17 protein-coding genes and 1 pseudogene are annotated in these 18,276 nt (G+C 65.0%); 6 read left to right on the top strand and 12 right to left on the bottom strand.

Annotation, left to right across the window (positions count from 1 at the left end; translation table 11 throughout):
- Positions 1-162 precede the first annotated feature (162 nt).
- Entirely contained in the window at positions 163-837 is a 675-nt protein-coding gene (locus P6U31_RS22810; RefSeq protein WP_128924966.1) for a response regulator transcription factor, read from the top strand.
- A gap of 1 nt (position 838) precedes the next feature.
- Positions 839-2,275 (top strand): ATP-binding protein, encoded by a 1,437-nt coding sequence (locus P6U31_RS22805; protein ID WP_407184007.1) that lies wholly within the window; start codon positions 839-841, stop codon positions 2,273-2,275.
- A 188-nt stretch (positions 2,276-2,463) separates the two neighbouring features.
- On the opposite strand, the gene P6U31_RS22800 is transcribed toward P6U31_RS22805, so the two are convergent.
- From P6U31_RS22800 to P6U31_RS22775, 6 genes are all read right to left on the bottom strand, one after another.
- Positions 2,464-3,753 (bottom strand): M20/M25/M40 family metallo-hydrolase, encoded by a 1,290-nt coding sequence (locus P6U31_RS22800; RefSeq protein WP_407184006.1) that lies wholly within the window; start codon positions 3,751-3,753, stop codon positions 2,464-2,466.
- A gap of 121 nt (positions 3,754-3,874) precedes the next feature.
- A complete protein-coding gene (locus P6U31_RS22795; RefSeq protein WP_407184004.1) occupies positions 3,875-5,530 on the bottom strand; it encodes a TRAP transporter large permease subunit in 1,656 nt (551 codons plus the stop codon).
- A 26-nt stretch (positions 5,531-5,556) separates the two neighbouring features.
- Complete coding sequence (locus P6U31_RS22790) at positions 5,557-6,138, bottom strand: TRAP transporter small permease subunit (RefSeq protein ID WP_407184003.1); 582 nt, start codon at positions 6,136-6,138, stop codon at positions 5,557-5,559.
- A 167-nt stretch (positions 6,139-6,305) separates the two neighbouring features.
- Positions 6,306-7,325 carry a GTP 3',8-cyclase MoaA gene (moaA, locus tag P6U31_RS22785; protein WP_407184002.1) on the bottom strand — a complete coding sequence of 340 codons (1,020 nt, stop codon included), beginning with the start codon at positions 7,323-7,325 and terminating at the stop codon, positions 6,306-6,308.
- 110 nt (positions 7,326-7,435) lie between these two features.
- Positions 7,436-7,855: a hypothetical protein gene (locus tag P6U31_RS22780; RefSeq protein ID WP_407184000.1), complete on the bottom strand. Its 420-nt coding sequence runs from the start codon at positions 7,853-7,855 to the stop codon at positions 7,436-7,438.
- Between the two features lie 233 nt (positions 7,856-8,088).
- Complete coding sequence (locus P6U31_RS22775) at positions 8,089-8,763, bottom strand: HAD family hydrolase (RefSeq protein ID WP_407183999.1); 675 nt, start codon at positions 8,761-8,763, stop codon at positions 8,089-8,091.
- Positions 8,764-8,919: 156 nt separating this feature from the next.
- On the opposite strand from P6U31_RS22775, the gene rpiA reads away from it, so the two are divergent.
- Genes rpiA through gor form a run of 3 tightly spaced genes read left to right on the top strand, consistent with a single transcriptional unit; the run spans position 8,920 to position 11,613 of the window.
- Entirely contained in the window at positions 8,920-9,633 is a 714-nt protein-coding gene (rpiA, locus tag P6U31_RS22770) for a ribose-5-phosphate isomerase RpiA (protein WP_407183998.1), read from the top strand.
- A gap of 2 nt (positions 9,634-9,635) precedes the next feature.
- Positions 9,636-10,178: a DUF2059 domain-containing protein gene (locus P6U31_RS22765; RefSeq protein ID WP_407183997.1), complete on the top strand. Its 543-nt coding sequence runs from the start codon at positions 9,636-9,638 to the stop codon at positions 10,176-10,178.
- 46 nt (positions 10,179-10,224) lie between these two features.
- Positions 10,225-11,613 carry a glutathione-disulfide reductase gene (gene gor, locus P6U31_RS22760; protein ID WP_407183995.1) on the top strand — a complete coding sequence of 463 codons (1,389 nt, stop codon included), beginning with the start codon at positions 10,225-10,227 and terminating at the stop codon, positions 11,611-11,613.
- Positions 11,614-11,621: 8 nt separating this feature from the next.
- Here the strand turns inward: gor and P6U31_RS22755 are convergent, their stop codons facing one another.
- A complete protein-coding gene (locus P6U31_RS22755; RefSeq protein ID WP_407183994.1) occupies positions 11,622-12,761 on the bottom strand; it encodes a hypothetical protein in 1,140 nt (379 codons plus the stop codon).
- A 374-nt stretch (positions 12,762-13,135) separates the two neighbouring features.
- Between P6U31_RS22755 and P6U31_RS22750 the strand changes: the two genes are divergently transcribed.
- Positions 13,136-13,444, top strand: coding sequence for a hypothetical protein (locus P6U31_RS22750; protein WP_407183993.1), 309 nt, complete (start codon positions 13,136-13,138; stop codon positions 13,442-13,444).
- Positions 13,445-13,457: 13 nt separating this feature from the next.
- Here P6U31_RS22750 and P6U31_RS22745 read toward each other — a convergent pair whose 3' ends face one another.
- The 5 genes and pseudogenes from P6U31_RS22745 to P6U31_RS22725 all read right to left on the bottom strand — a co-directional run bounded on the left by P6U31_RS22745 (position 13,458) and on the right by P6U31_RS22725 (position 18,239).
- Positions 13,458-13,643 (bottom strand): hypothetical protein, encoded by a 186-nt coding sequence (locus tag P6U31_RS22745; RefSeq protein WP_407183992.1) that lies wholly within the window; start codon positions 13,641-13,643, stop codon positions 13,458-13,460.
- A gap of 61 nt (positions 13,644-13,704) precedes the next feature.
- Positions 13,705-14,934, bottom strand: a complete 1,230-nt coding sequence (locus P6U31_RS22740) for a carboxylate-amine ligase (RefSeq protein ID WP_407183991.1) — start codon at positions 14,932-14,934, stop codon at positions 13,705-13,707.
- Between the two features lie 17 nt (positions 14,935-14,951).
- A pseudogene (locus P6U31_RS22735) lies at positions 14,952-15,778 on the bottom strand (class II glutamine amidotransferase).
- A gap of 85 nt (positions 15,779-15,863) precedes the next feature.
- Positions 15,864-16,460 (bottom strand): redoxin domain-containing protein, encoded by a 597-nt coding sequence (locus P6U31_RS22730; RefSeq protein ID WP_407183989.1) that lies wholly within the window; start codon positions 16,458-16,460, stop codon positions 15,864-15,866.
- A 33-nt stretch (positions 16,461-16,493) separates the two neighbouring features.
- On the bottom strand, positions 16,494-18,239 hold the full coding sequence (locus P6U31_RS22725) for an MOSC domain-containing protein (RefSeq protein WP_407183988.1): 1,746 nt from the start codon (positions 18,237-18,239) through the stop codon (positions 16,494-16,496).
- Positions 18,240-18,276: the final 37 nt, after the last annotated feature.

Genomic DNA, 18,276 nt, shown 5'->3' with positions numbered 1-18,276 from the left:
CCATGAAGCGGCTGCGATTGCCTGGACTCCGAGCGGCTTACACGAAGCTGACGGGTGCCGGACCGTTTGATATTTTCCGCTGGCCGAGGCGTCCCGAATGGTGGAAGAGAGCGGAGATGCCGCGCGGGCCGTGCGGCGACCTGAGGATCCGGCGGATATGCGATGCGCCTTTTGATCGTCGAGGACAATGCCGAGCTGTCGCGGCTGGTCGCGGGCGGGCTGGCGGCGGCCGGCTATCAAAGCGACATCGTGGGCAGTGCGGCCGAGGCGCGCGAGGCGGTGAGCAGCGTCAGCTATGCTGCGATGATCCTCGACCTCGGGCTGCCCGACGGGGACGGCCTGTCGGTGTTACGCGAGCTACGCCTCAAGATGGAGCCGTTGCCCGTGCTGGTGCTGACGGCACGCGGCGGGCTGCAGGACCGCGTCAGCGGCCTGCGCAGCGGCGCCGACGACTATCTCGTCAAGCCGTTCGCGATGGAGGAGCTGGTCGCGCGGCTGGAGGCGATCCTGCGCCGGCCGGGCCAATTGCTCGGCCGCTCGCTCAGTCTCGCCAACCTCGTCTACGACACCGAGAGCCGCCAGATCTTCGTCGACGACCAGCCGCGGATCATCTCCGCGCGCGAGACTTCGGTGCTCGAGATCCTGCTGCGCCGCCAGGGGCGGGTGGTGCCGAAGAAGAACGTCGAGGATCACATCTTCGGGCTGGACGGCGAGGTCGCCTCCAACGCGGTCGAAGTCTATGTCTCGCGGCTGCGCAAGCAGCTCGCAGAACACGGCGCCAAGGTCGTGATCCACACCATCCGCGGCGTCGGCTATCTCATGGACGTGGAGAAATAGCGTGGCCCGGATCGGGTCCTATGGCAGGTCGCCGACGTTCAAATCGCTGATCTGGCGCATCGTGTTCCTGCACATCCTGGCCGTCGCGGTGGTCGCGATCTTCCTGCCGCTGGTGCTGTTCTGGCTGCTCAATTCCGAGATCGACCAGCTGCATCGCGATGCCATGCGCGCCCAGGCCGAAGCGCTGGCGGAGCGCATCGTAGCGCAGCCGGACGGCCTGTTGACGTTCAATCTGCCGGACAGTCTCAAGGGCCTCTATTCGGATGCGTATGGCCGCTATCAGTACGACATTCGCGACGCCGATGGCCGCTTGCTGTTCTCCTCGCACCGGCGCCCCGCCGCGACTGCACCGCGCGCATCGGACAGCATTTCAGGCGCCACGGTCACCCGCGACATCGACGGCAAGACGGTGCGCATCCAGGTCGCCGAGGACCTCGCGCACCGCGACGTCATCATCGACGACATCGTTTCCAACTTCTTCCGCCGCGTGGGATGGATCACGATCCCGAGCCTCCTGATCCTGCTCGCCGCCGACATCATCATCTTCCGCCGTGCGATCGCGCCGCTGTGGAAGGCTTCCCAGGAGGCCAGCAATATCGGTCCGGCGCGCACCGACATCCGCCTGCCGACGGAGCAGATCCCGCGCGAGATCCTGCCGCTCGTCACCGCCGTCAACCAGGCGCTCGACCGCCTCGAAGGCGGCTTTCGGGTGCAGCGGCAGTTCACGGCAGATGCCGCGCACCAGCTGCGCACGCCGCTCGCCATCCTGCGCACGCGCATCGAGACGCTTGACGATCGTGCGGCACGGAAGGCCCTGCATGCCGACATCGAAACCATGAGCCGCCTCGTCACCCAGCTCCTGGAGATCGCCGAGCTCGACACCCTCGTACTCGATCCCGCCGAGACCGCGGATCTGCGCGCCGTTTGCGCCGAGGTGGTCGCCTCGATCGCCCCGTTCGCGATCGCTCAGCACAAGGACATCGCGCTGCGCGGCGCCGACGCGCCGGTCAGGATCCACGGCAATTCGGAGATGCTCCAGCGCGCGATCTTCAACCTCGCCGAAAACGCCATCAAGTTCACGGCGGAGGGCACCACCGTCGACGTCGAGGTGGGCGAGGACGGGTCGGTGCGCGTGCGCGATTCCGGCCCGGGAATCGCGGAGGCCGAGCGCGAGCTGATCTTCCAGCGCTTCTGGCGCGCCGATCGCCGGCGCAGCGATGGTGCGGGACTGGGACTCTCGATCGTGCGCGCCGTGGCGGATGATCATGCGGCCACGGTGGCGGTGGAGAATCTTCCGGGCGGCGGGGCCGAGTTCACGCTGCGTTTTCGGCTGGCGGAGAAGGCGGTGACGGTGTGCCAAAGCTCGCGCCGTATTGACGCTGCACCTTCGCCCCCTGTGGGAGAGGATGGCTCGCCGCATTGGCGGCGAGACGGCTGAGGGGTTCTTTCCGCGCGTCCCTCTTTCAGTTGGGCGCGCTGAGACAGCACCTCATCCGGCGCCATAGCCGAAGCTGCGCTTCGGCGTTCTTAAGAACGGCGGCCGAAGGCCGCCTATGCCACCTTCTCCCACATCCGCCTTCGCCAAGGCTTCGGCGGACATGAGGGGGGAAGGAAGAAAGCCCGCCGCTATTTCAGCTTGCCGGTGGACAGGTCCATGATCATGCGTGTCGCCAGATACAGCCGCGGCACGATGCTGCCCACCTGCACATATTCGGCATCGTTGGAGTGCGCGCCGAAGCCTGACAGGCCCATGCCTTCCACCACAGCCCCGCTGGTCTTGAGCGCGGCAAACGCGGCGTCGGTGCCGCCGCCGGTCGCCTTCTCGTCGACCTTGAGGGTCAGCCCGATCTCCCCGTAGATCGTCTTGCCGTAGGCCGCAACGCGGCGCGAGGCCTCGTTGGCCTCGAGCGGCGGGCGACGCACCTCGAACTTGAGGTCGACCTTGGAGCCGGGCAGCAGGCGATTCTTGATCTTGTCCTGCAACTCCTTCTCCAGCTCGTCGAAATCGGACACCTTGAGCGCACGCGCATCGGCCTGGGCGGTAGCGTCCGCAGGGATCACATTGCGGTTGGTGCCGGACTTGGAGACGGTCCAGTTCAGCTTCAGGCCCCGCTCGGGTTTGGACAGGTCCTTCATCTGCAGCACCTGGTGCGAGAGCTCGTACAGCGCATTCACGCCGCCCTCGGGCCTTGCGCCGGCATGTGACGACTTACCCTGTACGCTGAGATACGCCGAGCCGATGCCGCTGGTGGCGAGGCGCAGCGTGCCGTCGGTGCCGCCGCCTTCGAACGAGAACACCACGTCCTCGTCCGAGGCGAGGCGGGTGATGGTGCTGCGCCAACCGGGCGAGGAGATCTCCTCGTCGCCATTCGTGAGCACCGTGAGCGTGCCGTAATCCCTGAAGTTCAGCTTCTGCAGCAGCGCCACGGTATGGAGAATGAGCGCGACGCCCTGCTTGTCGTCGGCAATCCCGAGACCGTAGGCCTTGTCGCCGTCGATGCGGAACGGCTGGTCCTTCAGCATGCCCTTCAGGTACACCGTATCCATGTGGGCGATCAGCATGATCTTCTTGGCTCCCGTGCCCTTGAACACGGCGTGGACGGCGGGCCCGATCTTCTCAGGGGTATCGTCGAGGCGATAGATGTCGGTCGGTTGCAGGATCTCTACCGTGCCGCCGAGCTGCTTGAGCTGACCGGCAACGCGCTCGGCGATCTGGTTCAGACCTTCGATGTCCCTGCTGCCGGATTCGATGTTGACGAGATCGCGCAGCGTGTCGAGCAGCGGCTGCTGCTCCTTTTGCGCCAGCATTTGGACGTCGGCGATCGGCTCGGCGTGCACCATCGTTGCGGCGCAGGCCAGCCAGAGCGAGGCGATCAACGGGCCGATGAGTGATGAAGCAGGGTGCGGTCGGGGCATGAGCGGCCATCCACGGAGCTGAGGATGGCCCGGTATGCCTGCGTTTCCGCGGCTTGTCACGCCCCCGCGATCGCGCCTCATGCGCCGCGGGCGCGGCGCATGATGGCGCGTGTCGTTCTCGCTACTTCGACGGCGGTCCGAGATCCAGCGGCGGCAGCTCGATCTGCGGCACCTCGATCTTGATGGTGCTGGGATCGATGTTCGACTGCACGCCCTTGTAGTGCATGACCATCGCGGGGAACGCGATCACCAGGCCGACCATGATGATCTGGATGACGACGAACGGCACCGCGCCCCAATAGATCTGGCCGGTGGTGACGGGCTCCATCCGCTTGCCGGTGACGCGATCGGTGTAGCGTTCCTTCGGCGCGACCGACCGGAGATAGAACAGGGCGAAGCCGAACGGCGGATGCATGAACGAGGTCTGCATGTTGACGCCGAGGATCACGCCGAACCAGATCAGGTCGATGCCGAGATGCTCCGCCGCAGGTCCGAGCAGCGGGATGACGATGAAGGCCAGCTCGAAGAAGTCGAGGAAGAAGGCCAGCACGAACACGAACGCGTTGACGAAGACCAGGAAGCCGATCTGGCCGCCGGGAAGCGACGTGAGAAGGTGCTCGACCCAGACGTGGCCGTTGACGCCGTAGAAGGTCAGCGAGAACACGCGGGCGCCGACCAGGATGAACACGACGAAGGCCGACAGCTTGGCGGTGGATTCGGTGGCTTGCCGGATCAGATCCCAGCTCAGCCGCCGCTTCGCGGCTCCGAGGATGAGGGCGCCGGCGGCACCCATCGCGCCACCTTCGGTGGGCGTCGCGATGCCGATGAAGATCGTGCCGAGCACCAGGAAGATCAGGAACAGCGGCGGCACCATGACGAAAGTGGTCTGCTGCGCCATCTTGGACAGGAAGCGGAAGCCGGTGAGCTTGTCGATGACCCAGTTCAGCACGGCGACAACGAAGGCGAAGATGATGCCGTAGAACATGCTGAGCACGACGTAATCGGCGCCATGAACGCTCGAATTGCGCATCATGAACCAGCCGAACACGCAGCTGGCGAGGAACAGCACGCCGAGCGAGGCCAGGCCGCGGCTGCCGCTGTCTTCGCGGAAGCCGATGGCCTCCTTCGGCAGGCCGGGCGTCGCCGCCGGGAAGATCATGCTGACGAGGAAGGCGTAGGCGGCGTAGAGGCCGGCGAGCACGAGGCCCGGAATGAAGGCGCCCTCGTACATGTCGCCGACGGATTTGCCGAGCTGGTCGGCCATCACGATTAGGACGAGCGAGGGCGGAATGATCTGCGCGAGCGTGCCGGATGCGGCGATGACGCCCGATGCCACGCGGCGGTCATAGCCGTAGCGCAGCATGATCGGCAGCGAGATCAGGCCCATCGAGATCACGGAGGCTGCGACCACGCCGGTCGTCGCGGCAAGCAGCGCGCCGACGAAGATCACGGCATAGGCAAGGCCGCCGCGGATGGTCCCGAACAACTGGCCGATGGTGTCGAGCAGGTCCTCGGCCATGCCCGATCGCTCCAGCACCAGCCCCATGAAGGTGAAGAAGGGAATGGCAAGCAGCGTGTCGTTGTTCATCACGCCGTAGACCCGCTCCGGCAGCGCCTGGAGGAAGTCGGGGTGAAATTGGCCGAGCTCGACGCCGATGATGGCGTAGAACAGGCCGACAGCGCCGAGCGAGAATGCCGCGGGATAGCCGAGCAGCAGCACGACCACCAGTGACGCGAACATGATGGGCGCCATATTGGCGATGATAAACGCGGTCATGATTCCCCCTAAACCGTCGCCAACGGCTACTTCTTCTCGATCGCTTCGACGAGGTGCTCGACTTCCGCCTCGAGCGCGGACACCTGGGATTCATGCGGATCCGGCATCAATCCGCGCATGACCCCAATCCGCTTGATCAGCTCGGAGATGCCTTGAACGAGCAGCAGAGCGAACCCGATCATGATCAGGGCTTTGGCTGGCCATTGCGGCAGGCCTCCGGCATTGCCGGATTGCTCGTTGATGTGGAAGGAGCGCTGGAAGAACGGCACGCCCGTGATGATCATGACGATGCACAGCGGGATGAGGAAGAACAGGTGACCGATCACGTCGATCACGTTGCGAACCGTCTTCGGCAGGGCGTTGTTCACGATATCGATGCGGATGTGCTCGTTGTCGAGCAGCGTCCAGGGCGAGCACAGCAGGAACACGATGCTGAACAGCACCCATTGCAGCTCGAGCCACGAGTTGGAGGAGGTGTCGAAGGTCTTGCGGATGATCGCATTGACCGCGGAAATGACGACGGCGGCCAGGATCAGCCAAGCCAGGCGTTTGCCCGTCCAGCGTGTGAACGCGTCGATCCCTTGGCTCAGCTTCAAGAGCGCTTGCAACGATAGGTCCTCCCCGATGTGCCCCGGCCGTCTTGACTGCGCCGAGCGGGCGCGTGGCTTATCTCGCCGCGCAGGCATGAGGCAGCCGCACCAAATCAGCGGGCGTGGCGCCAGTCAATCGGAAGTTTGTTGATAGTTAAGGGGAATAAGACCGTAGTCCGACGGTCTCAGCCGCCCGTGACGCTCATGTGCCTGGACACGCTGGGACGGTCGTGGCGGCGGTCGATGATGAAATCGTGGCCCTTGGGCTTGAGGCCGATGGCGCGGTCGATCGCATCCGCAAGCAGCATGTCGTCGTCAGATGCACGCAGAGGTTTGCGCAAGTCCGAAGCATCCTCGTGGCCGAGGCAGGTGTGCAGCGTTCCCGTGCAGGTAATGCGAACCCGGTTGCAGGATTCGCAGAAATTATGCGTCATCGGCGTGATGAAGCCGAGCTTGCCGCCGGTCTCGGCGACGCTGACATAGCGGGCGGGGCCTCCGGTGCTCTCGGCCAGATCCGTCAGCGTGAATTGCTGGGCGAGGCGCGCACGCACCAGCGAGAGCGGCAGATATTGGTCGATCCGTCCCGAGCCGATCTCGCCCATCGGCATGACCTCGATCAGCGTCAGGCCCATGCCCTTGCCGTGGGCCCAGCGCATCAGGTCAGGAAGCTCATCCTCGTTGAGATTCTTCAGCGCCACCGCGTTGATCTTCACGGCAAGTCCCGCGGCGCGCGCGGCCTCGATGCCTTCCAGCACCTTGTCGATCTCGCCCCAGCGGGTGATCTCGCGAAACTTCTTGGGATCGAGCGTGTCGAGCGAGACGTTGATGCGGCGGACCCCGCAATCGGCAAGCTCGCTGGCGTATTTCGCCAGCTGGGTGCCATTGGTGGTCAGCGTCAGCTCATTGAGCGCGCCGCTCGACAGATGCCGCGACAGCGAGCGGACCAGCGTCATCACGTTGCGCCGGACCAGCGGCTCGCCGCCGGTGAGCCGCAGCTTCTTGACTCCCTTGGCGATGAAGGCCGAGCAGAGCCGGTCGAGCTCCTCCAGCGTCAACAGGTCGGCCTTGGGCAGGAACGTCATGTCTTCCGACATGCAGTAGAAGCAGCGCAGGTCGCAGCGGTCGGTGACGGAAACCCGCAAATAGCTGATGGTCCGCCCGAACGGATCGGTCATGGGGGTCGACAGCGCGGCGAATCCGTTCATGGAAGAGGCCTTGTCACTTACGGCGACGGGCGCACCTTTGCTTCAGCGGTGCTCGGGGACGCAATCTAAGCATCGGACGCGACGAGGACAATCGGGGGGTATACGTAAGTTCAGCGCCTGCCGGCATTCGGATCGGGGAACGGCGAGGCCGCGGTCGGTGCCGCCTCAGCCGGTGCGGCGGCAGGTGCCGCCGCGGCCGGCCTAGGCTTGCGGGGCCGGTGCGGCTTGCGAACCGGCTTGGCCGGGGTCGCCGGCTGAAGTTCCGCAAAGACCGGATTCGGGTCCGTGGTGACCGAGGCGGGCGTTGTGAAATCGCCGGGAGTCTTGATCACGTTCACCGGGACACTTGCCGGCTGGTACTTCGGCAGCGCGAAAGCGACCGTGAAGGGGGCGTCAGGGGCGGGAACCGAGACGGAGCAGGGCGTCTTGCAGCCCGGGCCGAGCGAGGTCGTGGCGTCGGCGCCCGGGGGATTGGATTCGAGCCGGACCTGGACGGTCGGCGGCGCCGATTTGAACGTGTCCCAGGACATCGAGGAGCAGCCGCCAAGGCTTGCCGCTCCCAGGACGCTCGCTCCCACTAACACAACCGCGCTAAAACCACGCATGACCCATCCACTTCAACTGCGACGAACCGCCACATAACCCCACACGGACCTTAGGAGCGTCGCTGGGGGCAGGCAACCGGCGGGGCACGCATAGTTAATGAATGGTTAATGCGGAGGGCGCTGCGGAAAAGTATAGTAGTTTGAATGGCTTGACGGCGCTATGCCGTCATCAGGCTGCTGGCGGCGGCCGGCAGGTCGCGCATGTGATGGATCAGCCGGTCCGGCTTCAGCTCGGCGATCGGCACGTCCGTATAGCCGAAGCTGACCCCGATCACCGGCACCCCGGCCCGGCGGGCGACGCCGACATCGGTTCCGGCATCGCCGACCATGATGCTGGCTTTGACCTCTCCGCCGGCCCGCGCCACGGTTTCCCGGAAAATGGTCGGATCGGGCTTCTGGACGCCGAAGGTATCGGCGCCGCAGATCGCCGCGAACCGGCGGCTGAGGTCGAGCTGGTCCAGCAGGCGCTTGGACAGCCATTCCAGCTTGTTGGTGCAGACCGCGAGGCGATGGCCTTGCGCCGAGAACTGGTCGAGCGCGGCTTCGAGCCCCTCGAAGGGGCGGGATTCGACCGCGATATGGTCGGCATAATAGGCGATGAAATCTGCGGTCATGCGGTCCATGTCGGCAGGGGTGACGGTGCGGCCCTCCGCTTCCAGCCCCCGCTCGATCAGCTTGCGGGCGCCGGCGCCGATCATGTTGCGGGCCGAGGCCATCGGCACCGGCGGCAGGCCTTCGCGGTCGAGCACGTAATTGAGCGCGGTGATCAGGTCGGGCGCCGTATCCACAAGCGTGCCGTCGAGATCGAAGACGATGGTGTGAAGGGAGGTCATGATCCCAGCGCTACCGGCCCGGTCGTTTCCACGCAAGGGGCAGGCCCATAAGATCACCTTATAGGTCTGTTCCCGCGCGGCAAACGAGGCTACATAGGCCGCCGAAAGCGGCCGCCATTGGCGGCACATCTCCGGGATTCAGAGGCGGGCGCAGACGTGAACATGGACCAGTTGAAGCGGCAGGCGGCCGCGCGCGCGCTCGAGGAGGTGCGGGACGGCATGCAGCTCGGGCTCGGCACCGGCTCGACCGCCAAGCATTTCGTCGAGCTGCTCGGGGAGCGCGTCGCCGCCGGGCTCAAGGTGATCGGCGTGCCGACCTCCGAGGCGACGCAGGCCGACGCGGAGCGCTGCGGCGTGCCGTTGACCACGCTCGATGAGATCGACCATCTCGACATTACGGTCGACGGCGCCGACGAGATCGATCCCGAGCTCAACCTGATCAAGGGCGGCGGCGGCGCGCTCTTGCGCGAGAAGATCGTGGCGGCGGCTTCGGATCGCATGATCGTGATTGCCGACGACACCAAATGGGTGCCGACCCTCGGCAAGTTTCCGCTGCCGGTCGAGGTCATTCCGTTCGGGCTTGGCGCCACGCGCCGCGCGATCGAGAAGGCATTTGCCGAATGCGGCGTTTCCGGGCAAATGGCGGTCCGCAAGGCCAAGGACGGCCACGTTTTCGTCACCGACGGCGGCCACTGGATCGTCGATGCCCAGCTCGGACGGATCCAGGATCCAGCCGGTCTCGCCAAGGCGTTGAGCGCGATTCCGGGCGTGGTCGAGCACGGGCTGTTCATCGGCTTGGCCAGCTCTGCCGTTCTGGCGGGTGGCGGGGGAATCCGCGTGATTGAACGGCGCAAGCCGAAAGGAGACTAGGAATGAAGAGCGTTTTGAAATTCTTGCCGGCCGCGACCCTCGCTGCGGGATTGGCTGTTGCGGCCGTCCCGGCCGTGGCGCAGCAGCCGGCCCAGAAGGCTCCCGCGGCGCCGGCGCAGCCGAAGGCCTCGCCCGCAGCGATTGCCGCAGCCAAGGAGATCCTGCAGATCAAGAACGCCAACGCGATGTATACGGGCGCCGTGCCCGGCCTCGTCGAGAAGACCAAGATCGCGCTGATCCAGCAGAACCTCAACTACCAGAAGGACCTCAACGAGGTCGCGACAGTCGTGGCCCAGCAGCTCGCCGGCCGCCAGAACGAGATCGGCGAAGGCATGGCGCAAATCTATGCCAGCGAGTTCACCGAGCAGGAGCTGAAGGATCTCGTCACCTTTTACAAGTCGCCGCTGGGCAAGAAGCTGATCGAGGCCGAGCCGCGCGCCATCGGGCTCAGCATGGCCTTCATGAACTCCTGGGCCCAGAACTTCTCCGAGACCGTGATGGGAGCCTTCCGCGCCGAGATGCGCAAGCGTGGCAAGGAAATCTGACAGACACTATCTGACAGGGGGTTCCTGACGGAGGTCGGAGTGGACAATGGCTGAATTCGACGTCGACCTCTTCGTCATCGGTGGTGGTTCGGGCGGCGTGCGTGCCGCCCGCATCGCGGCCGGTCACGGCGCCCGCGTGATGATCGCGGAAGAGTACCGCATGGGCGGGACCTGCGTGATCCGCGGCTGCGTGCCGAAGAAGCTGCTCGTGATCGGCTCGCATGTCCGTCAGGAGCTCGAGGACGCCGCAGGCTTCGGCTGGACCGTGCCGCCTGCGACCTTCGACTGGCCGACGCTGATCGCCAACAAGGACAAGGAGATCGCGCGGCTGGAGGCGGCTTATACCGCAAACGTCGAGAAGTCGGGCGCGCAGATCGTCAAGAGCCGCGCGGTGCTCGAGGACAAGCACACTGTCCGTCTGCTCGAGAACGACAAGAAGATTACCGCAAGATACATCCTGATCGCCACCGGCGGCGCGCCCAATCATGGCGCGGCGATTCCCGGCATCGAGCACGTGATCTCGTCCAACGAGGCATTTCACCTCAAGAAGCTGCCGAGGCGGATCGTGATCCAGGGCGGCGGCTACATCGCGCTGGAATTCGCCGGCATCTTCGCCGGCTTCGGCTCCGACGTCACCGTGATCTATCGCGGCGACAACATCCTTCGCGGTTTCGACGAGGACGTCCGGGCCCACGTCCGAGCCGAGATGGAGAAGCAGGGCATCACCATTCTCACCGGCTGCACGGTGGCGAAGGTCGATCGGCACGGCGAGGAGTTCACCACGCATCTGTCGAACGGATCGAGCCTCGCCTCCGACCAGGTGATGTTCGCGATCGGCCGGCATCCGGCGGTGGCCAATCTCGGGCTGGAGAAGGCCGGCGTTGCCATCAACCCCAAGAACGGCGGCATCGCGGTCGATCAGTTCTCCAGGAGCTCGGTCGAGAGCATCTACGCGATCGGCGATGTCACCCATCGTTTCAACCTGACCCCGGTCGCCATCCGCGAGGGGCACGCCTTCGCCGACACCGTGTTCGGCAAGCGCGAGGTGACGGTTGATCACACCAACATCCCGACCGCGGTGTTCTCGCAGCCGGAGGTCGGCACGGTCGGCTTGACGGAAACCGAGGCGCGCGCCCAGTTCAGCCATGTCGACATCTACAAGACGACGTTCCGTCCGATCAAGGCGACGATGTCCGGCCGCGATACGCGCGTGCTGATGAAGCTTGTGGTCGACGGCACGACCGATCGCGTGCTCGGCTGCCACATCGTCGGCGACGCCGCTGCCGAGATCACGCAAGCAGTCGCGATCGCGGTGAAGATGAAGGCGACCAAGGCCGATTTCGACGCGACGATCGCGCTGCATCCAACGGCGGCGGAAGAGCTCGTCACCATGCGCACGCCGACCGCGCGGCACGTGCGCCAGGCGGCGGAATAGGGCGCCTCCTAAGCGTACAGATATCCCACCGGCCTGCCTTCGGTGCGCAGCGGACGAAGCTCCTTCTGCGTGATGATCTGGCCGGCGAGTCCGTCGATCTCGTCACGCTGCGTCGGCGTCCAGCTGCGCAGCTCGTTCATGCCCTTGAGCAGGCCGAGGCGGAGGACCTGGGTGTTTTCACTGACGCCAATGAGGCTGATCGACTCCTTGCCCGCCGTCACGACATCGCCGGCGGAAAGCTCGAAGCTCTCACCGGCCTTTCGTTTGAATTCGGCAGTGCCGCGAATGACGCGGTAGATCACGACGTCGCCCTTGGCAAAGCAGGTCGGGTCCGCGGCGCTCGACGTGCTCTTCGGCAGGAGCGCGTGGCCATGCGGGTCGGTCGCGATGATGTGGCCGGTGACGAGATGCCCGCTCGGAATCTCGATGCCGATGTCGCGCACGTAAACGGGCTCTGCCGATTTGACCGAACCATCGGTGAGCGGCTTGAACAGCGCGTCCAGCGACAGGGGATCCTGAAGCCAGAAGCCGGCATCGGCCGGGCGGTCATGCAGCGGATGGCTCCAGGCCACGCGCGGGGTTTCGTCCTCGTTGATCTGCGCGGGACCGACGATGGTCGGGTTCGGAAAGGTGGTGGGATCGGTGATGAAGGCTTCGAGGAATTTGCCGGAATAGCCCATCGAGATCGGATCCGGCACCACCGTCTGCGGCGTCTTCAGATTCTCTTCGGTCGATAGGCCCGACCATGTGTAGAACAGCTGGCGGTGCACGATCGCGCTTTGCAGCATCACCGCGCCGGGGCCAACGTTGTACCAGCGGCCATCATAGTCGAAGGTGAAGGCGCCCGAGGTGACCAGCACCAGCTGAAAGCCGCCCGGCGGAAGATGCAGATGAAAGTCGGTGGGACCGGTGTCGGGACGGTAGATCGGCAAGTTCGTCGCGACTTCGTGCAGCAGGAAGGCTTCGTTGTTGGCGTGAAACCCTTCGTTGGCGCGGTTGTAGAGCGCTTGCGGACGATAGGTCGCCTCGAACTTCGCATTCCGGTCGCGGTCGATGGCGACGAAGTCTTGCGTGTTGAGGCGGAGCGGCGCGCCGTTCGGATGGGTGAGGCCGGTCGTCTTGAGATCGCCCGCAGCATGCACGTTCATGACGTTCTCCGCTCTGCGCCGTTGCTTCGTTGACAACGTCATTGCGAATTTTGGGCCAGTTGGTTTGCAAAGCAGAAGGCGAGCCCGCGGCGTGATGCGGACGCACCGTTGCGGGAAAAATCCGGAGGTTGCACGGGACGTTAGTCGACCGCTCGTTCTGACCGTGAGACGCCGCGCGAGGGGCGTCTCCTTCCAGGCCGGCGACGAGACCTGTCCAATTTATCAGCAAGTCTCATCAGGCGCGTGCAGCGCTGTTGCCGGGTTCGGCGCGATGCTGCCCTTGCGCTCGGCGATAACATCGCGATCGGACAGGCGGCGATTGACAGATTGTTCATGTTTTGTTCTTATGCTGTGCGACCGAGATGGAGGCAGCCATGGACAACCGCATCAACGAAATTCGTAAGACCATCAGAGCGCTCCGCGTCAGCATGCGCGAAGCCGAGGCGATCATGCATGAGCAGATCGATCGCGGTGAGGATTGCAGCTTTGTTGCGCAGGAGGTCATGAAGATGCGTTCGGTCATGAGCCTGCTCGCGAAGGAGCGGATCGCGCTCGGCGATCAGGAGCCGATCATCGTGAACAGCTTCTTCATCCCGCGGCGCCGGCCGACGCGAAAGCCGGTCGCGGCGCTTGCCCCGACCGCCGAGTCCGTGTTCCGCCCGCGCGTGGTGGCGCGGGTTTGACGCGGAGGCTGGCTCACTCCAAGGCGTGACGCGCGGCCCGGTCCGGCTTGCCGGCCGGGCTGTCCGCCCACTTTGCCATCTCCATGGCCCGTGCGTCGAGGCCCTCGCACCAGAAGCAGCTCGGCCGTGCGCGGCCGTTTTCGGACAGGATCGGGACCAGGCTGTGGCCGCAACCTGCGCACCAGGCGATGTCAGTCATGCATTCCCCTACGGCGAAAAATTCGGAGATGACGTTCTCGTTCGGGAAGCTTGCGCGGGCGCTATGACGGCGCTGAAGCGCTCTGCCCGATCGGGGCACTCGTTCCCGAGATCGTCGATGTAGCAATCCATCGTGACACGGCTGCGATGTCGCTGCCGTTGTCGCGATAGGCGCGAAGCTGGAATTCGGCCGAGCTGCCCCGGTCCACAATGATGCGGCAATGCTCGATCTCGGCGGCGCAGCCCAGCGCGTCCGCATCCTCGGCGAGGTCATCGATGATTCGGGAGAGCATTTCCGAGATCGTGACCGGCCCGTCTCTGGAGGCAAAGATACAATCGGTTCCGTAGCGCTGGGCGCGCCATTTGTTCTCCACCGCAATTGCGCGTTCGACTGCCGTAACCGCCCTGGACATATCAGGCCGGAGATAGAGGTGCCGCGTCAGGCAGCGATAGAGCGAGGCGATGGCAACGGCGTCCTCGACGAAGGTGCAGGTGTCGGGCGCTCGGAGCTCGAGCGTCGGGTGGCGCATCGAAGGGCGCATCGCCCACCAGATGTGGCTCTCGTCGGGAATGACGCCCGAGCGCTGCAGGGCGCCGACATATTCGTCGTAGTCCCGCCGGCTCTCGAACAGTTCGGGCAGGCCGGTGCGCGGCAGCTCGGAATAGGCGGCGAGCCGGTAACCCTTCAATCCGGTCTTGTGCGAATTCCAGAACGGAGAGGACGTCGACAGCGCGATGAACAGCGGCAGATGCGGCAGCATCGCCCGCATCACCGCCATGCGCTTCTCAGGATCGGGCAACTGGACATGCACGTGCATGCCGCACATCATGTTGCGATGGCCGATGCTGCGCAGGTCCTCGATCATCTCCTCGTAGCGCGGCTTCGGGCTCGGCTGCGACATGCGCCAGACCGCGGCCGGGTGCGTGCCGCAGGCCATGATCACGAAACCATATTGCGCGGCCACGTTCGCGACCTCGCGCCGCAGGAAGCGAAGCTCTTCGCGGGCGTCGTTGACGTCGACGTGAACGTTGGTGGCGACCTCGAGCTGCGATTGCAGCATCTCGCGCATGGCCTGACCGCCGGTCGACCAGCTCGCCGATTCGAACAGCGCGTTGGGGGTCTCGATCGCGACCTCGAAGCTGCGCGAGTCAGCCAGGAAGTATTCCTCCTCGATGCCGAAGGAATATTCGGCCGCCTTGCCGGCACCGCCAGCGGAGCGAATGACGAGATGCTGCTTGTCTTCAGAGGAATCGAGGCGAAGCAGTTTCAAGACGTCCGAAGCAAAGGTCATGTCCCACCCGGCAGAAATCACCTGCCGGCACTAATCCTTCTGGCAGGGGCGGGTTCCCGTTCGTTGCTACTGCAAATTGTCGCGTCGAACGGAACAATTTTCACGTTTTCTGACGCGCGCGCGATCAATGCGTGATTGGGCGGCACTTCGGTCCAGTTCTCTTCCTTGTCGAACGGCTCGGACACGACGACCACCTGGCCGGCGTCCTCCCGAAAGTAGAGCGTGTTCGCGGCATCGTTGACCGCGACGCGGAAGGCGTAGAGATCCCGGCCGTTGGCGATCGCACTGGTGAAGCGCAGCCGTTCGCGCAAGTGTCCTTCATTGACGAGACCGACGAGGGCTTGCAGCACGCGCCGCGTCGCTTCAAGCGGATCGCGTCGAGACCGGCGCCCATCATCGCCAGGAACACGGCTTCCGAGTCGGTCGTGCCCAAGCGCGAAGGGTAATAGGCATCGGGAATCAGCGCCTCGACCTTGCGCCGCAGCCGATTCCAGCTGCCGACGAATCCGTTGTGCATGAACATCCAGTGGCCGCAGGCAAAGGGATGGCAATTCTGCCGCGTCACCGCCGTGCCGGTGGCGGCGCGCACATGGGCAAAGAACAAATGCGACCGCAGATGGCGGCAGAGATAGCGCAGGTTTTCGTCCGACCAGGCCGGCCGCGTCTCGCGATAGAGGCCGGGCTCCGGATGTTCGCCGTACCAGCCGAGACCAAAGCCGTCGCCGTTCGAGCCCGCCGTGGATTGCAGCGAGCGGATGCTCTGCGCGACCAGCGAATGCTCGGGCTCGGTGACATAGGGCTCGAAAGACGTCGTCTCGCCCCGGTATGCGATCCAGCGGCACATGAGGAATCCTGTCGGGGATGTGTCCTGACGGCACCAACCAATCTGCCCGGGCTGTGTTCCCGGCGAGATCCGGTCGCTGGTGCCGCTAGTCCTCGCCGCCGAGCGTTTCGCGATAAGTCTTGCCATAAGGATAAAAGTGCTCCTTGCGGCCTTGGTCCCAGAGCGCCTTGAATCCGGGTGCGGTGATGTCCCAATCCGGCCGGCACTTCATGCTGACGGCCCTCAGGTCCTGGCGCAATTCCTCGACCGTCGGACGCCCGAAGAACCAGTAGCCGTTGTAAATCTTGTGAACGACCAGGCGGGGCTCCAGCACGATGACATGCGGGATCATGGGATTGTGGACGGGGTCGGTGTATTCGGCGATGTCGAGGTCCTTCTGGACGATCCGCCTGGGGTCCGAGAGGAAGGGCCAGTGCGCGCCGGCGCCGCTGCGATATTCGTTGGTCTCGGTGATGGTGTCGGTGGTGATCGTGACCAGCCGGCAATAGCCGACCTCCATCTCGCGATGGAGCTGAACCAGCCCTTCGGTCTGGCGACGATCCTTCGGGCAGAACCCGCCGCGGCCGAGCACGACGATCATGGGATCGTCCCCCTGCAGCTCCGAGAGCTTGCGGTGCTTTGCGGTGTGATCGCTGAGTTCGTAATCCGGGAAGGTCACGCCCGGCATGATGTCAGTTCGCATCGAAGTCTCCTGTGTCCTGCGCCGATTTGATCTCTAGAGATCGATCACGACATCGCCTTGTGGTCGTGCGCAGCAGATCAGCAGATTCCCCTCCGCGGGCGGGTCGAGCGGATCCGGCGCGTAGCTGACCTCTCCGGCGACGAGCCCGCTCTCGCAATTGTGGCAAACCCCTGTTCGGCACGACCAGCGCACCGGGACATCGCAGGCTTCGGCGAGTTCGAGCAGGCTGGCATAGGAGGGGCCCCAGCAGACGTTGAGGCCGCTGCGGGTGAACGTCACCATCGGACCTGGCCCCGGTGCTCCCGGCGGCTTGTGTACGGGCATCTTCGGCGCGGCGCCGATACCCGGTGTCAGCGAGGGCTTGCTGCCGAACAGCTCGGTGTGGATGCGATCGGGTGCGACACCGAGCGCGGCGAGGCCGGTGGTGAGATCGCTCATGAAGGCCGCCGGTCCGCAGAGATAGAAATGGCCATCCCTGGGAACGTCGAGCATCTGGAGCCGCTGTCGATCCAGACGACCTTCGCTGTCGAAGTCGGCTCCTGCACGGTCGGCCGGATCGGGTGCGCTGAAGCAGATATGACTATGATGGTGAGCCAATCCTGCAAGAAGCCCGCGCACCTCGGCCGCGAACGGATGCTCGCGGCCGTTGCGTGTGCCATGCAGCCACCAGACGTCCCGCGTCGTGCGTTCCGCGGCGAGGGCGTGCAGCATGGCGAGCACCGGCGTCACGCCGATGCCCGCGCTCAGCAGTACCACCGGCTGCTCAGCGCGGTGGAGCGTGAAACTGCCGCGCGGCGCACCGAGCGGCACGATATCGCCGGCCTTGATCGTCTCGGCGACGTAGATGCTCGCCGCGCCGTGCGCCTCTCGCTTGATGCTGATGCGATAGGATGCCGCGTCAGCACGGCTCGACAGCGAGTAGCTGCGCGTCATCGCGGATGGCCCCAGCCGCACGACGACGAACTGACCGGGAAGGGCGGCTGCCAATTTCTGTCCATCGGCGGGCTCGAGCACCAGCGAGGTCACGCTGGCGCTTTCGGTGATCTTGCGCGTCACACGGAAGGGGCGGAAGCCGCGCCAGGCCGGCGACGGGCCAGCGGCTGGGCCGAGCCCGGCGTTTCCCGCGGTGGGGTTGTCCTTCTGCGCGAGCAGCGCTGCAAAGGAGTGATTCCAGCCGCGACTCAGCGCCGGAATCTTCAGCGCGCGCGAGAGGCGTTCGCGCGGATGCGGGGGCAAGTAAAGCAGCGCATTGATCTCGGCTACGCTCATGCCTTCAACGCCGCTTTCAACCTGCGTGATCTCGTCGCCGGCCTGGACGTCGCCCTCCTCGATGACACGGAAGTAGAAGCCCGGCCGGCCGTGCTTGACGAGCAGCGCGGGCATATCCGGCTCTTCCATCCGAATGCCAAGCCGGTAGCAGGTGACGCGCGGCTGCGTGACCTCGAACAGGGCGGTGCCGATCCTGTAGCGATCACCGATGCAGACCACGGCGTCGGCCAGGCCCTCGACGGTGAAGTTCTCGCCGAATTGACCATGAACGAGGTCCGACCGGCCGAGATGTTTCTGCCAGTATCGATAGGATTCGTCCTGGTAGACGAAGACGGCGCGCTGCTCGCCGCCGTGACCCGCCGTATCACCCTGGCCGTCGCCGTCGATGTTGAGCCGGCGAGCCCGGCGCGCGCCCGTGACGGGGGTCTTCCAGATTCCAGTATGGACGGTCCTGCCTTGCCAGGCGACGTCGCGCGGCAAGCCGACATTGAGGGAGAGCAGACGCGCCATCGGTTCCTCGATCGTGGATGCATATCCCCCGACCTGG

The organism is Bradyrhizobium centrosematis (genome assembly GCF_045571495.1).
Lineage (GTDB): Bacteria > Pseudomonadota > Alphaproteobacteria > Rhizobiales > Xanthobacteraceae > Bradyrhizobium > Bradyrhizobium centrosematis.
This window is presented reverse-complemented; position numbering and strand designations above follow the sequence as displayed.

What these genes read in the sequence shown, in the direction of transcription:
- P6U31_RS22810 (WP_128924966.1), top strand. Translation starts at nt 163, where the DNA reads ATGCGCCTTTTGATCGTCGAGGACAATGCCGAGCTGTCGCGGCTGGTC.
- P6U31_RS22800 (WP_407184006.1), bottom strand. Translation starts at nt 3,753, where the DNA reads ATGCCCCGACCGCACCCTGCTTCATCACTCATCGGCCCGTTGATCGCC.
- P6U31_RS22795 (WP_407184004.1), bottom strand. Translation starts at nt 5,530, where the DNA reads ATGACCGCGTTTATCATCGCCAATATGGCGCCCATCATGTTCGCGTCA.
- moaA (WP_407184002.1), bottom strand. Translation starts at nt 7,325, where the DNA reads ATGAACGGATTCGCCGCGCTGTCGACCCCCATGACCGATCCGTTCGGG.
- P6U31_RS22780 (WP_407184000.1), bottom strand. Translation starts at nt 7,855, where the DNA reads ATGTCCTGGGACACGTTCAAATCGGCGCCGCCGACCGTCCAGGTCCGG.
- P6U31_RS22775 (WP_407183999.1), bottom strand. Translation starts at nt 8,763, where the DNA reads ATGACCTCCCTTCACACCATCGTCTTCGATCTCGACGGCACGCTTGTG.
- P6U31_RS22765 (WP_407183997.1), top strand. Translation starts at nt 9,636, where the DNA reads ATGAAGAGCGTTTTGAAATTCTTGCCGGCCGCGACCCTCGCTGCGGGA.
- gor (WP_407183995.1), top strand. Translation starts at nt 10,225, where the DNA reads ATGGCTGAATTCGACGTCGACCTCTTCGTCATCGGTGGTGGTTCGGGC.
- P6U31_RS22755 (WP_407183994.1), bottom strand. Translation starts at nt 12,761, where the DNA reads ATGAACGTGCATGCTGCGGGCGATCTCAAGACGACCGGCCTCACCCAT.
- P6U31_RS22750 (WP_407183993.1), top strand. Translation starts at nt 13,136, where the DNA reads ATGGACAACCGCATCAACGAAATTCGTAAGACCATCAGAGCGCTCCGC.
- P6U31_RS22745 (WP_407183992.1), bottom strand. Translation starts at nt 13,643, where the DNA reads ATGACTGACATCGCCTGGTGCGCAGGTTGCGGCCACAGCCTGGTCCCG.
- P6U31_RS22740 (WP_407183991.1), bottom strand. Translation starts at nt 14,934, where the DNA reads ATGACCTTTGCTTCGGACGTCTTGAAACTGCTTCGCCTCGATTCCTCT.
- P6U31_RS22730 (WP_407183989.1), bottom strand. Translation starts at nt 16,460, where the DNA reads ATGCGAACTGACATCATGCCGGGCGTGACCTTCCCGGATTACGAACTC.
- P6U31_RS22725 (WP_407183988.1), bottom strand. Translation starts at nt 18,239, where the DNA reads ATGGCGCGTCTGCTCTCCCTCAATGTCGGCTTGCCGCGCGACGTCGCC.